Consider the following 12,319-nt stretch of genomic DNA (forward strand, 5'->3'; position numbering starts at 1 on the left):
AGGTGTTCTGTTGTGGTCACTTCGCGGATAGCTGCTGGGTCTGGACTGATTCAGCAGAAAGGGGCCCAGGTTATGCGCCGTAATCCCATTGTCTCGATGACTATTGCCGCGATTGCCGCCGGGGTGGTGGCCGCGCCCGCCGCCACCGGCGAGCCGAACGGTCCGGCCGGGTCGCGACCGCCGTATCCCGTCTCCTACCTGTTCAGCGACGCGGTGGACGCCGAGATGGACCACCCCGGTGCCGCGCCGGTCGGCGCCAACGACTGGACCTGCAAACCCACTGCGCTGCACCCCAATCCAGTCGTGCTGGTGCACGGCGGCCCGGAGACGGTGCGCCTGGATTGGGGCGCGCTCGCGCCGTTGCTGGCGAACAACGGCTACTGCGTGTATGCCCTGAGCTATGGCGCGATTCCGGGGATGCCCGGACCGCTCGGCGCGCTCGGCGGGCTGTTGCCGATCGAGCAGAGCGCGCAGGAGTTGCGCGACTTCATCATCAAGGTGCGGGCGGCGACCGGCGCGCAGAGCGTCGATATCGTCGCGCACTCCGAAGGCAGCCTGGTCACCGACTATTACGCCAAGTTCCTCGGTGGCGCGAACAAGATCGACCGCTTCATCTCGATCGGGCCGGGCTGGCACGGCACCAGCTCGCTCGGGTTCGGCGCCCTCTTCACCGCGCTGGCCGCCCGGCTGCGGCTGACACCCGCACTGACTGCCGTCGTGGACCCGGTCTGCGCGGCCTGCTTGCAGATTCAGACCGGCTCGGAATTCCTGCGCAAGCTCGCCGGCGCGGGCAGCACGGTGCCCGGCGTCACCTACACCAACATCGTCACCGAGCACGACGAGTTCGTGGTGCCGTACTCCAGCGGAATCGTGCAGGGGCCGAGCGTTTCCAACCACGTCGTCCAGGATTACTGCCCCGGCGACTTGACCGACCATCTCCTGCTGCCCTACGACAAGGTGGTGGCCCAGCTCGTGTTGAACGCACTGGACCCGGACGACACCACCCACCCGACCTGCACCAGCACCCCGCCCAACAGCTGAGCGCACACCAACAGCCGAGCCGAGCGCGCACGGACAAAAAAGTGCCGCCGGACTCCTCGTCGAGTCCGGCGGCACCGCTGGGGGTGGCGGGCTACCAGGCGCCCTTACCTACGAGCTTTCCGAAGATCTCGTCGAAGCCGTTGCGCCACGGGTCCCATGCCGCATTGTTCGCCGGCTTGTCGAAGCCGTTGCTCCAGGGATCCCAGGAGGATTCACCGGCGTTGGCCTCGGCCCACGGGTCCCACGACGAATCGCCCCAGGGGTTCCAGGACGCCTCGCCACTATCCGGCGTGGTCTCGGATCCGTCGCCCCATGGGTCCCAGGACGAATTGTCGCCATTGTCCGAACCATTGTCGGATCCGTCGCCCCATGGGTCCCAGGACGAATTGTCACCATTGTCCGAACCGTCACCCCAGGGATTCCACTGATCGCACGGCGGATTGCCGTCGCCGTCGGACGGCGTATCGGGCCTGTCCCCGCCGGGTGTGTCCCCGCCGCCGGGCTTATCGCCACCGGGCTTATCGCCACCGCCCGGCTTGTCGCCACCGCCCGGCTTTTCCCCGCCCGGCTTCCCCGGCTTGTCCCCACCGGCCGGCTTCTCGTCCGGCGATCCGTTGGATGTGCCGAAGTTCTGCGTCCAGTAGGGCGTGCCGTTGCCACTCTTGGCATAGCCGACGCCTATATCGCGCAGGCCGCAGTTGAGGATGTTGGCCCGGTGGCCCGCGCTGTTCATCCACGCGTTGACCACCTCGGTCGCGCTGCGCTGACCGGCGGCGATGTTTTCCGCCCAGGTCTGCGCTCGATAACCCGTAGCCCTGATCCGATCCCCCGGATCGCCTTTCGACGAGTTGTGATCCATGAAGCCGCCCGCGGCCATATCCTCCGAATGGCCTTGCGCGGCTTGGGTAAGACGGCTTTCAACTTTGAGAGCGGGACAGCCCGCTTTGGCACGTTCATTGTTGGTGAGACTGACGACCGCGTCGGCGGGTGCCTGCGATTCGGGCGCCGCCTGCGCGGCGGGTGCTCCGGCAACGGCGCAGAACGCGACCGCAGAGAAGCCGACAGCGGTGGAAAAAGACAGCATTGTAGCGGGGGAGAAACGCACAATTTCCTTCGAGAGTTGTCGAACTTTTAGAACAAATATCAGCCGACCGGGCTCGGCTCGAGCGCGAGCGGTTTCCAGTCGGCGTCGGCGTCGGCAGCGTCGACGACGTCGGCATAATCAGCGACGCTGGTGTCGTCGCCGTCCTCGGCGTAACCGGCGGCGTCGGGCCCCTCGGAGTAACCGGTGAGCTCCGTGTCGTCGGCGTAACCAGCGGCATCGGCGTCATCGGTGGCTTCGGCCGTCTCGGCGTCCCCTGCCGCGCCGGAGTAGATGCCGACGCTGGTCTCCTCGGAGCCGTCGCCGGCATCGGAGTCGCCGGTCTCCTCGGCGTCGCCGACGGCATCGGAGTTGTCGACGACATCGGAGTCGGCATCCTCGGCGTAATCAGCGGCAGGCGCGGGCGCCGCGTGCCGTCCCTTCGGGCTCGGCCCGTTGTTGCTGGTGATCAACTGGATCAAGCCTTTCGCCAGCACCGGCCCGACCTCCTTCGCCAGCGCCTCCAGCACGGTGCGCAGCGGTGCGGGCAATGCCGCACTGCCCGTGGCGAGCGAGTCCACGAGGGTGGCCAGCGGCGACCCGTCACCCTTCGGCGCCGGTCCCGGCTTCGCGGTGCCGCCCGGCTTGGGGGCCGGACGCTCGCTGCGCGGCGCCGGTCGCTCGGCCCGGACGGGCGCGACGACGTTCGGCCGTCCCTGCTGCTGATAGGTCGCGGGCACCACCACCGGGGACACCACCTGCTTCGGCGGCGCGATCCAGACGTCGTCACCCGAGCCCGCGGCGGAGTTCGTCCCCTCCGCGATGGCCTGCCCGGCGCCGCCCTGGGTCGAGACCGCAAGGCCGATCAGTGTCGCCGTCGAGAGCACCGCCAGTCGCGCGGGAACGACATTATTTCGCGGCGCGCTGTGCTTCCCCATCAGATGCCTTCCTTCGAAATGCTGGATCGCTGGCGAAGCCGACAGCCCACCGCTGGGTACGACCTGGTCCGAACTGCCGGTCGGGAGCCGTTCGACCGCCGCTCTGCGGTCATCTACGCGGTACTGCGGGCTGTCGGCTTCCATTTCGGAGCGTAGAACTCGGCGGGTGTGACCAACAAGCAGAACGGACATTCTTACATCGAATCAAGGTCCGATTAACAGTCGTACCGATACCCGATCACAGCCATATCACAGGAACTGCTTCCGCAGATCACCTCCGGATCACAGCACGGCTCCCGGCAACCCTGTTCGACGCCTACTGTCGAATCATCGCGACGCTCCGGCAGGGTCTCGATAACGGCCCCCAACAGGCGTTGTTAGGCGAGCTAATATCCCTTCAGATTTTCCTTGAATCAGCACCAAACCAAGGCCATTCGTGGTCAAAATGGTTCCGTGACGCGCATCCTGCGAGCCCGAAGGAAGGTCGTACGCCATCAGTTGCAGACGGAACGTTCGTCCGCAATCGACCCAGGTCGGGGCGCGGCCGAGTCATGCAATTGAAGCAACAATGTGATCTGGGTTACACGGAGGTTTAGCTTGGCGTAACGTTTGACGTAGCAGTCGCCGCAGTAGATACTGCTTGCACACAAGTCGGCGCAACACCTCGATGGCAGCCATTCCGGCTTCGCCACAATTCGCGGATGAACGCACAGTTAACGAAAGAATGTGATGTGATTGCCGGTCCGTGTCGACCGGCGCGTGCCATGACTCGGTGACGGAATGCCACTTAATTTTCAGTGATGGACCGAAGGTGCTGCGGATGAGCCGACGGCTCGATACAAAGGTTGCCGATGTCTGATTACCCCTTGCTAACTTCCAATACGATCACGCTCCGACAGTTCGATTACTTTGTGAACGCAGTGCAGCTGGGTTCACTGTCCGCCGCCGCGCGGCGGTTCGGAATAACTCCCTCGGCGATGTCGCAACAGATCGACGCGCTGGAGACCTCGCTCGGCCGGAAGGTGTTCGATCCGCGGTCGCGCAGGTCGAGGCTCACCAAGTTCGGCAGAGAGTTCTTCGCCCAGGCCTCCGATGTCGTCGAATCCGCCCGGCAGGCCATGGCCATGGGGCAGACGTTCGGCGACGGCGTGATGACCGTCGGCACGACGCCGACGATTGCCCAGAAGCTGCTGCCGCCGCTGATCTACCGGATGCGCCACGAACGGAATATCGACAGCATCGAGGTCAGGGCGTTCACCGACCTGCGCGAGCTGAACGCGACGCTCGAAGAGGGCGCGCTCGATCTCGCCGTGGGACCGCTGGAGCAGACCAGCTCGCGGGTCGTGCACTGCTTCGGCGAGGAAGAACTCGTCGTCGTCTGCCATCCCAGTCAGCGCAGCAGCTTCGACGGCTCGTGGAAACAGCTGGTCGAGGCGCCGTGGATTCGGTGCGGCGCGAACTCCGATCTGACCGATACGGTCTCGCGCGAGGCGGGCCGGGCCGGCGTGCATGTCCGGTTCGCCGTCCGCGCCCCCGATGTGACCACCGCACTGAGCCTGGTGGAACACGGGGTCGGCGTCGCGCTGGTGCCGAAGATGGCTCTGCACGGATCGGCCCGGCTGCTGTCCATCATTCGGCTGTCCCGTCCGATTCGCCGGGAATTGACCGTGCACGCGCGCGACAAGTCGATGCATGTGGAGAAGTTCCTCGAGGTCATCAGCGACTCGGAACTCGTCCGGAAGTTCGGCGCGGCGGGCCTGCTGGAGATCCGGCGCCCGGAACCCGAAGTGTCGCACCGCACTCCGGTGCCGGTCGGCCCCCTGCCTTCGTAACGATCAGCCGCACTCGGCGTTTCCGGACCCCGGTTCCGGCGACAGCGCGGAGAACAAGTCAGGCCCCGCCGAAGCGGGGCCTGACCTATATCTGTGGAGCTAGCCGGAACTACTTCGCCGGAGCCGGCGGGTTGAACGGCTGGTTGATCGTGGTGACGTACTGGATCACCGCGCCGATCGCCACCGGAGCGGTGATGAAGATCTGGCCCGCGACCGTGCCGAGGGCGCCCATGGCGGCCGCGCCGGCGAGGCAACCCGCGGCGATACCACCGAGGAACGGACCGAACAGGCCGACGATGGTGCCACCGATCACGGCACCGCCGACGACGCCGCCGAGGACACAGCCGACGGCCGCGCCGCCGAGGCCGCCGACCAGGGTCGCGATGCTGGCGCCGAAGCTGATGGTGGACGTCATCCGGCTCCAGGCCGCCTGCTCACGGTCGTACTCGGTCTTCCAGGGCGCCTTGTCCTCGAAGGGCAGGGCGACCGGGGTGTAGACGGCCTTGCCCATGTCCAGCTGCGGGGTCAGCGTCGCGGTGCGGCCGGAGATGTCCGCGGCGATCGGGAAGGTGAAGTCGTCGAGCCGGAACTGCAGCGGGGTGCCCGCGACGACATTGCCGTTGGCGGCCTTGATCTTCAGCGCGCCGTCCTCGACCACGAGCGAGCCCGCGTCCAGGGAGACGATGGCCTGGGTGTCGGTGGTCTCGGCGGTGAAATTGATCGGCGCGTCGGCTTCCGCCGCCGGTGCCGCGTTGACCGTGCCGGCCGTGACGCCTAGCGCGGCGATCAGCAGCGAGGCCGTCGCGGCAAAGTTCCTCATCAACATTCTTAATTCCTTCTCAGGTGTGGTCGGGATGCGTTGAGCTTAGGTTAGGCAGACCTAAACCTGTCAACAGGTACGTTTTTCGCCGTCCGCTTCCGCCCCTGGTCGCATGGCGGTGCACGAAAGACCGTGAGTGTGTTCCTTGCCACCCGCTACCCGGTCCGTTCACGACGAACCTGTCATGGTGCAACTGGGGAAACGCGCCCAGTCGGGGCGGCAGTCCGCGACTTCGGGAGTCCGAGATCGATCCGCGCGATGGCGACGAGCGAAAACGCCGGCCCGTCGGTTATGACTGATCGGCGGGCACGAGAACCTCGAGCCAGGCGCTCAGCACCGGCTCGGCCGCCAACGTCGCGAAGTCCGCCTGTTCCGCGCCATCGGAACGCCACTTCTCGACCAGCGACATCAATCGCACCGAATCCAGCCCCGCGTCGGTCAGATCCGCGTCTTCAGGCACCTCGTGTGGTGCCACACCCAACGCGGCCGCGACATCGGCGATCACGTCCTGGCGGCCGAAGGTAACCGGCTCGCTCATGTTTCTCCTCGAGATTTCCAGCGCCTGATCAGGCCGCATTCGATTGCCGCAGCGCGAATTCCAGCGCGTCGGTGGTGGTCACCGCGCCACAGCGGCGCGCGACATAGTTCATGGCCATCACGTGCTCGTCGCGCCCGAAGTCCGCGGTCGCGTCCAGCACCACGAACGGCTTGATGTCGTTCATGAACGCGTCCGCGGCGCTGAGCATGCAGCCCATGTGGGCGTACACGCCGGTGATGACGAGCTGATCGCGGTGGTAGTGATTGAGCAACTCGCGCAGGTCGGTCCGCTGGAAGGCGGAGTAGCGCCACTTGGTGACCTGGATATCGGCCGGGCCGGGGGTCAGTTCGCCGATGATCGCGGCGGACGGGCCGTTACTCAGTCCGCTCCCCCAGAAATCCGCGAGAATGCCGCGGCGCGAAGGATGCTGGTCGCCGGGCTGCATGGTGTAGATCACCGGAACGCCCGCCTCGTTGCACTGCTCGCGCAGGCGCGCGATGTTCGCGGTGACGGTCGCGATCGGGTCGAGGTCGGGCTGGTAGGCGTCGATGAAGTAGCGCTGCATATCGTGGATCAGCAGCGCGGACCTCGACGGATCCAGCGACCACGGAACCTGATTCGCCTCGACGTCCTCGCGCGCCGGAATCGAATACGGCGCTATCGGCGGGATGGCCAACGGTCTTTCTCCTGTTCGATGATGGGGACGCTCACGCGTCGAAGGTGGCGCCGCCGTCGACACGCAGATCGTGCATGGTGATGTGCCGGGCACCGGGGGATGTCAGGAAGTAGATGCTCTCGGCGACGTCCTCGGGCTGTGCCACCCGGCGCAGCGGGATGCCGAGCCGGAAGTTCGCCGGATCACCCGCCAGGACGTGATCGCGGGCAGCGGCGGACAATTCGGCCGCGTCCTCGGCCCACATGCCGCGCAGCATGGGCGTGTCGGTGGAGCCCGGTGACACCACGTTCACCCGGACACCCGCGGCGGCCACCTCCAGGCCGAGCGCCATGGCGAAGGCCGTCGCCGCCGCCTTGGACGCACCGTAGGCGGCCATGCCGACCCGAGGGGTCGTCGCCGCGTTCGAGGTGACGACCACGATCGAGCCGCCGCCGTTCGCGGCGAGCACCGCGGCGGCCCGGCGGGTGACGTTCATCGTCCCGGTGGCGTTCACCGCCAGGCACCGATCCCATTGCGCCCCGGTCAATTCCGACACCGCACCGGTTTCCAGGACGCCCGCCGCATGGACGACGGCGTCGATCGGGCCGATACGATCGATAGCGGCGGCGAAGGCGCGGTCGACGGAGTCGGCGTCGGTCACATCGACCTGTTCCGCATGGGTGATGCTCGCCGCCCGGGTCGCGCGGATCGCACCGGCGGTGTCGTGCACCGCCGGATCGTGGTCCCACAGCACGACCGGTGCCGCCGACCTGGCCGCGAAGATCTCCGCCGCCGCCCGGCCGATACCACCGGCGGCGCCGGTGACTATCACACCGCTACCGGCTTTACTCTCCCTAGACATATGCTTAGCCTAACCTTAATTTTTGATAGAAGTAAATCATCGACGTTTCGGCTAGAAGGAGTTCGATAGTGCCGTCTCAATCCGACCTAACCCCTTGGCCAGCAACCGAAGCCACGCAATACCGCGCGCTGGGGTACTGGACCGGCGAGACCTTCGGCGACATGCTCAGCTCCCGCGCAGGCACAACGCCGAACGCGATCGCCGTGGTAGACGACCGAAATCGCTGGACGTACGCCGAGCTCGAGCAGCGCGCCACATCGCTGGCGTCCGGTCTCCTCGAACTCGGCATCCAGCCCGGCGATCGGGTGTTGGTCCAGCTGCCCAACATCGCCGAATTCGTCGAGGTGATCTTCGGACTCTTCTACGCGGGTGCGCTGCCGGTCTTCTGCCTGCCCGCGCACCGGCAGTCCGAGCTGGTCCCGATCGCGCAGGCCAGCGGCGCGGTGGCGATGATCACCTGTCATCACCACCAGAGGTTCAATCACGCCACCCTCGCCGCGATTCTGCGTGACCATGCCCCGGCCTTGCGGCACGTGATCGTTGTCCCGGACAACGACGGAACCGCGCTGCCCGGCGGCACCCGCGCGCTGGACGACCTGCGGGCCGCCCCGCGCGACCTGCCTGCGGTCGACGCCTCCGATATCGCGTTCCTGCAGCTGTCCGGCGGCAGCACCGGAACACCGAAACTCATTCCGCGCACGCACGACGACTACCTCTACAGCGTGCGCCGCAGCGCCGAGCTCTGCCTGCTCGACAGCACCAGCGTCTACCTCGCGGCCTTGCCGGTGGCGCACAACTTCCCGATGAGCTCGCCGGGAATTCTGGGGGCGCTGTACGCGGGCGGCACCGTGGCGCTGGCGATCGACCCCTCCCCCACCACCGCGTTCCAAGCGATCGAACGGTTCGGGGTCACCATCAGCGGACTGGTCCCGCCGCTCGCCCGGCTCTGGGTCGAACGCGCGGAAGCCAGCGCCAAGTACGACATTTCGAGCCTGCGCGTGCTGCTCGTCGGTGGCGCCCGCTGCCCGGACGAGCTGGCGCGGCGCATCGGCCCCGCCCTCGGCGTCACCCTCCAGCAGGTGTTCGGCATGGCCGAGGGCCTGGTCTGCTACACCCGGCTCGATGACCCGGAAGAAGTGGTGCTCTCGACCCAGGGTCGCCCGATGTCCGAGCACGATCAGGTCGCGGTGGTCGACGAAGCAGGCAACCCCGTCCCGCCCGGTACCGACGGCCTGCTGATCACCAAGGGGCCGTACACGATTCGCGGCTACTACCGTAATCCCGAGGCCAACGCGTCGTCGTTCACCGAGGATGGCTGGTACCGCACCGGCGACGTCGTCAACCTGCGCGCGGACGGCAACCTCGTGGTCAAGGGCAGGCTCGGCGACCGCGTCAACCGCGGCGGCGAGAAGATCTCGGCCGAGGAGATCGAGGCGCATCTGCTCGATCATCCGTTGATTCGCGACGCCATCGTCGTGTCGGTGCCCGACGAGCGACTCGGCGAGCGCAGCTGCGTATTCGTGCTCGCCGCCGACCCGGCGACGCCCCCGGCACTGGGGCAGATCCGCCAGTTCGTGCGGGAGCGCGGCGTGGCCACCTGGAAGATTCCCGATCTGCTCCAGGTGGTGGACAGCTTCCCGCAGACCGGCGTCGGCAAGATCAGCAGGCGCACGCTGCGGGCCGCGCTCACCGAGCAAGCGGCCGCGACCTGATCCAAGCCGACGGGCGACGGGCGACGGAAGCCGTTGCCGCTGTGCCGGGCTCAGACGCTATCCAGGAGCGAAGGCGGCCGAGCTCGGATCCACAAGCAACGGCTCATGCCCTTATCGTGTTGTTGTGTGCGGTGAGACGAGCGAGACCGGTCGGAACGGGGGTGGCGGCGAAGACCCTTCGCCACGAGCGCTCTTCGTGACCAGGTTCGCCGAACTCTGGGAGGCCGCAGGCAATCCCACGCTGGCGCGGGTCGCGGCGGCGACCGAGGAACGCAGGAAGGCCACCCGCACACCGGCACAGAGCCATCGGTCGTTGATGCAGCGCATCAGCGATTGGCGGACCGGGCGCAACGTGCCCTCCCGCTTCGAATCGTTGGATCCGGTTCTGGTGACACTGATTTCGCTGGCCCGGCAAGCATCCGGCTCCGTCCCCGCACCCTTGTCGAACCGGTCGGCCTGGCGACATTTGTGGAAGGCGGCCAGCACCCAGCCGGTCCGCCCCACGGTGCTGACCTCGCTGCGACGGGATGTCCCCACCTTCGTCGGGCGTGACGTCGAGGTGCAGCGGATCCTGGATGCGGCAGGACCGGGCCGGGTGGTCGCCATCCACACCGTCGACGGCATGCCCGGCGTCGGGAAAACCGCGTTGGTCACCCACGCGGCACACCTGCTCGCGGACTCGTTTCCCGACGGCAGGTTCTTCGTCGAACTGAACACCCACACACCCGGGCAGGAACCCGCCGATCCGGCCGAGGTGCTGGCCACCCTGCTCACCGGCCTCGGCATCGCACCCAGCCACATTCCCGACTCCCTCGACGCCCGCCGTGACCTGTGGCGCGACCGCGTCGCCGCCAAGCGAGTGCTGCTGATACTCGACGACGCCCGCGATCACAACCAAATCGAACCACTGCTCCCCACCGGACCCGACTGCCTCACCTTGATCACCAGCCGTCGCCGGCTCGTCGCCCTCGACAGCGCCGTCCCACTGCCGCTGGACACCCTCGATCCCGACAAGGCAAAAGACCTGTTCTGCCGGCTGGCACAACGCAACCCACAGGGCGACGACAGCGCGGCCGTCGCCGAGATCGTCCGGCTATGTGGGTACTTACCACTGGCGATCGTGCTGCTGGCCGGCCGAACCGCCCACCATCCGGTGTGGACGCTGGCCGGACTGGCCGAGCAGTTTCGCGCCGCCCAGGACCGGCTCGGTGAGCTCGACGCCGGCCAACGGGCAGTGCGTGCCGCGTTCACCGCGTCCTACGAAAGCCTGCCACCCGGCAGGCAGCACCTGTTCCGCACGCTGGGACTGCACCCCGGCACCGACTTCGACGCCTACGCCGTCGCCGCGCTGAACGACATACCGCTCGCCGAGGCGCGCACCGAACTCGATGCGCTGTACACCGACCACCTCGTCGAGGAGACCACCCCCGGCCGGTACTGCTTGCACGACCTGGTACGCGAATACGCGCGCGCCCTCGCCGCGTCGTCCGGCGACGACACCGCGCCGGTGCGGCGATTGCTGGACTACTACCTGAGCACCGCCGCAGCGGCGGACCAATGGCTGACCCGCAAGCCCTACCCCACCGACTACCAGCACATTTCCGGCATAACCGGTACCGCCCTGCCGGAATTCGGCACCGAGATGCACGCGCTGGCGTGGCTGCGGATGGAGCGGACCACCCTGCTCGCCTGCCTCGAATACACCGCCGACCGCGATCCCGCGCGAATGGTCGGGCTGACCGAGGTGCTGGCCGAGTTTCTGGAGCGCGAGGGACCGTGGTCATCGGCCCTTCGCTGGCATGAGCGCGCCGCCGCGGCCGCGGACCGTCTCGGCGACCGCCTCGGCCGAGCCAACGCCCTCACCAACCTGGCCACCGTGCAATGGCAGAGCGGGAACTACGACCGAGACGCCGACCCGCTCCAGCAAGTACTGACCCTGTACCGGGAGACCGGCAACCGCCTCGGCGAAGCCAAGACGCTCCGCAACCTCGGCATGGTGCAGTGGCAGACCGGGAACTACGACCTGGCCGCCGACCTACTCCGGCAGGCCTTGATCCTGTATCGAGACACCGGCTATCTCCTCGGCGAAGCCAGAACCCTGGCCAGCCTGGGCGGCGTGCGCCGGGACAACGGCGACTACGAGCAGGCCGCGCAGCTGTTCCAGCAAGTGCTGTCCCTGTACCGGGAGACCGGCCATCGCTTCGGCGAAGCCAGCGCCCTCGGTTTCCTCGGCACCGTGCGCCGGTACACCAGGGACTACAACCACGCTGCCGACTTGCTGCTGCGCGCCGCCACGCTGTTCCGGGAGCTCGGCGACCGCGTCGGCGAAGCCAGAGCCCTCAGCTGCCTCGGTAAGGTGCGCCGGGACACCGGGGATTACCGCCAAGCCACCGACCTCTCCCGGCAGGCCCTGATCTTGTTCCGGGAGACCGGCAACCGCATCGGGGAAGCCGACGCACTCGTCAACCTCAGCGCCGTATGCCGCGAAACCGGGAACCACGAGCAGGCCACCGACCTCTCCCGGCAAGCCCTGGCCCTGTTGCGAAAGACCGGCTACCGCGTCCAGGAAGTCGAGGCATTGAACAACACCGCGAAGGCGCTGCTGGCGGCCGGCGAGCCGGGTGAGGCCTTGACGATGTTCACCCACGCGCTCGCCGTAGCCCGCGACATCGACAGCCGGATCCAACAGGCCAGCGCCATGGAAGGCACCGTCCGCTGCCGCGCCGCCCTCGGCGACACCGCCCACCCGCGCCACGCCATCGACAGCTACCGCCGCCTCGGTCCCTCCGATCGTCCTACTGGGCGATTACTGCCGGACGAGATAACACGCTAGGGTAGGC

General features: G+C 67.4%; 10 protein-coding genes. 4 read left to right on the forward strand and 6 right to left on the reverse strand.

The features are described from left to right. The first annotated feature begins 96 nt into the window (after positions 1 to 96). Positions 97 to 1,041 carry a triacylglycerol lipase gene (locus DMB37_RS11845; protein WP_167768817.1) on the forward strand — a complete coding sequence of 315 codons (945 nt, stop codon included), beginning with the start codon at positions 97 to 99 and terminating at the stop codon, positions 1,039 to 1,041. Positions 1,042 to 1,132: 91 nt separating this feature from the next. Here the strand turns inward: DMB37_RS11845 and DMB37_RS40970 are convergent, their stop codons facing one another. Continuing rightward, on the reverse strand, positions 1,133 to 2,146 hold the full coding sequence (locus DMB37_RS40970; protein ID WP_206055231.1) for a CAP domain-containing protein: 1,014 nt from the start codon (positions 2,144 to 2,146) through the stop codon (positions 1,133 to 1,135). A gap of 38 nt (positions 2,147 to 2,184) precedes the next feature. After that, positions 2,185 to 3,060 carry a hypothetical protein gene (locus tag DMB37_RS11855; protein WP_135232742.1) on the reverse strand — a complete coding sequence of 292 codons (876 nt, stop codon included), beginning with the start codon at positions 3,058 to 3,060 and terminating at the stop codon, positions 2,185 to 2,187. An 851-nt stretch (positions 3,061 to 3,911) separates the two neighbouring features. On the opposite strand from DMB37_RS11855, the gene DMB37_RS11860 reads away from it, so the two are divergent. Continuing rightward, entirely contained in the window at positions 3,912 to 4,892 is a 981-nt protein-coding gene (locus tag DMB37_RS11860) for a LysR family transcriptional regulator (protein WP_107658685.1), read from the forward strand. Between the two features lie 109 nt (positions 4,893 to 5,001). Here DMB37_RS11860 and DMB37_RS11865 read toward each other — a convergent pair whose 3' ends face one another. From DMB37_RS11865 to DMB37_RS11880, 4 genes are all read right to left on the reverse strand, one after another. After that, entirely contained in the window at positions 5,002 to 5,718 is a 717-nt protein-coding gene (locus DMB37_RS11865; RefSeq protein WP_135232743.1) for a hypothetical protein, read from the reverse strand. 283 nt (positions 5,719 to 6,001) lie between these two features. Further along, a complete protein-coding gene (locus DMB37_RS11870; protein ID WP_135232744.1) occupies positions 6,002 to 6,250 on the reverse strand; it encodes a phosphopantetheine-binding protein in 249 nt (82 codons plus the stop codon). 28 nt (positions 6,251 to 6,278) lie between these two features. Further along, positions 6,279 to 6,926, reverse strand: a complete 648-nt coding sequence (locus DMB37_RS11875; RefSeq protein ID WP_135232745.1) for an isochorismatase family protein — start codon at positions 6,924 to 6,926, stop codon at positions 6,279 to 6,281. A gap of 31 nt (positions 6,927 to 6,957) precedes the next feature. Continuing rightward, positions 6,958 to 7,767, reverse strand: a complete 810-nt coding sequence (locus tag DMB37_RS11880; protein WP_167768818.1) for an SDR family oxidoreductase — start codon at positions 7,765 to 7,767, stop codon at positions 6,958 to 6,960. Positions 7,768 to 7,928: 161 nt separating this feature from the next. On the opposite strand from DMB37_RS11880, the gene DMB37_RS11885 reads away from it, so the two are divergent. Then, positions 7,929 to 9,479, forward strand: a complete 1,551-nt coding sequence (locus DMB37_RS11885; RefSeq protein WP_240772517.1) for a (2,3-dihydroxybenzoyl)adenylate synthase — start codon at positions 7,929 to 7,931, stop codon at positions 9,477 to 9,479. 196 nt (positions 9,480 to 9,675) lie between these two features. Next, the gene (locus DMB37_RS11890) at positions 9,676 to 12,312 is read left to right on the forward strand and encodes a tetratricopeptide repeat protein (RefSeq protein ID WP_135232747.1); all 2,637 of its coding nucleotides are present in this window, start codon (positions 9,676 to 9,678) and stop codon (positions 12,310 to 12,312) included. The last annotated feature ends 7 nt before the right edge of the window (positions 12,313 to 12,319 follow it).

Origin of the sequence: Nocardia sp. CS682 (assembly GCF_004634405.1) — a bacterium.
Classification (GTDB): Bacteria; Actinomycetota; Actinomycetes; order Mycobacteriales; family Mycobacteriaceae; genus Nocardia; species Nocardia ninae.

Bases quoted from the DNA above. Each gene is read 5' to 3' on its own strand.
- DMB37_RS11845 (WP_167768817.1), top strand. From the start codon at position 97: ATGACTATTGCCGCGATTGCCGCCGGGGTGGTGGCCGCGCCCGCCGCC.
- DMB37_RS11855 (WP_135232742.1), bottom strand. From the start codon at position 3,060: ATGGGGAAGCACAGCGCGCCGCGAAATAATGTCGTTCCCGCGCGACTG.
- DMB37_RS11860 (WP_107658685.1), top strand. From the start codon at position 3,912: ATGTCTGATTACCCCTTGCTAACTTCCAATACGATCACGCTCCGACAG.
- DMB37_RS11865 (WP_135232743.1), bottom strand. From the start codon at position 5,718: ATGTTGATGAGGAACTTTGCCGCGACGGCCTCGCTGCTGATCGCCGCG.
- DMB37_RS11870 (WP_135232744.1), bottom strand. From the start codon at position 6,250: ATGAGCGAGCCGGTTACCTTCGGCCGCCAGGACGTGATCGCCGATGTC.
- DMB37_RS11880 (WP_167768818.1), bottom strand. From the start codon at position 7,767: ATGTCTAGGGAGAGTAAAGCCGGTAGCGGTGTGATAGTCACCGGCGCC.
- DMB37_RS11885 (WP_240772517.1), top strand. From the start codon at position 7,929: ATGCTCAGCTCCCGCGCAGGCACAACGCCGAACGCGATCGCCGTGGTA.